The sequence below is a fragment of the Aeromonas sp. Prich7-2 genome, from assembly GCF_017939255.1.
Classification (GTDB): Bacteria; Pseudomonadota; Gammaproteobacteria; order Enterobacterales; family Aeromonadaceae; genus Aeromonas; species Aeromonas caviae.
On record NZ_JAGKRI010000335.1, the window covers coordinates 1 to 966 of the forward strand.

Here is a 966-nt window from a genome sequence, read left to right on the forward strand (position 1 = left end):
TGACAGAAATAAGGGAAAGACTGGAATGGGCAGCTGATTATTTGGCCAAGAACGCTTGCCGAACCAAGCAGAGAAAATCGATACAGAACAGGACCTTGGAAGGAGTTTTAAAGGGACTCAACGCTTAAGGTCCTGTACATGAGAGGTCATTAGTTAGGGCAGTAATCAGTCTGAGCGGTAGCGCCTTTTTCGCACTTTCCTGCCCAAAGAACGACACCACCACTTACTGTCCCCTCGAGGATATATTCGTCATCATCAGCTAAAGGAGATAACACAGTGCCATCCTTTGGATCTGCCTGAATTGTATATTGAGGGGCGCTAGCTGAACTGGTTGCTGTGAGCGTAACGTTACCAACTGCACCTGATGGGCTAGCGAAACCATTACAGCCAGTCCCTGCTTGAGTACATATTTCTGCAGAGGTTTTTAGTGATCCCGTTGCGGCTACTAGCTCGGTCATTTTGGCTTTTTTGGTATAGGTCTGATAGGCCGGCATTGCAATGGCTGCCAGGATGGCGACGATCGCGACCACTATCATCAATTCAATAAGGGTAAAGCCCGACTGTTTCTTCATGTCTCTGTTCATGTCAAATATCCTTTTTTCCATGGTTCCTGAGAAGTGCCGGTGGAAATCTATCCACACTCCAGCATCTTATCCGAGCGCTTCGGGTTGGCAACAGAGGCGGGGACCTTGTTAGCCACTTTTATGTCATTTAGTGAAATGTGTAGAAAAATCAAAGATTAAATGGCTTCCATTGGCACTTGTCATGAGGCGGGAGGGCCCATCTTCACACTCCTTATGTCGTGGGATCCTGCATAAAGAAAAGGTTCATCGCGGCTTTCCGGGGAAGGCCGCCTTGATTTTCAGAAAAAAGTATTCTGAGTCCCTAAATCCATATGCCATGCGCTTTATCACTTTGATCTTGTTGTTCACCCCTTCCAGCACACTCGTGTGCATCGGGTAGTTT

At 47.2% G+C, this 966-nt stretch carries 2 protein-coding genes; both read right to left on the reverse strand.

What is annotated here, in order from left to right:
* Positions 1-149: 149 nt before the first annotated feature.
* Complete coding sequence (locus tag J9892_RS22660) at positions 150-584, reverse strand: prepilin-type N-terminal cleavage/methylation domain-containing protein (protein WP_282598094.1); 435 nt, start codon at positions 582-584, stop codon at positions 150-152.
* 243 nt (positions 585-827) lie between these two features.
* On the reverse strand, positions 828-966 hold a 139-nt coding region (locus tag J9892_RS22665; RefSeq protein WP_210537942.1), incomplete at its 5' end, for a transposase.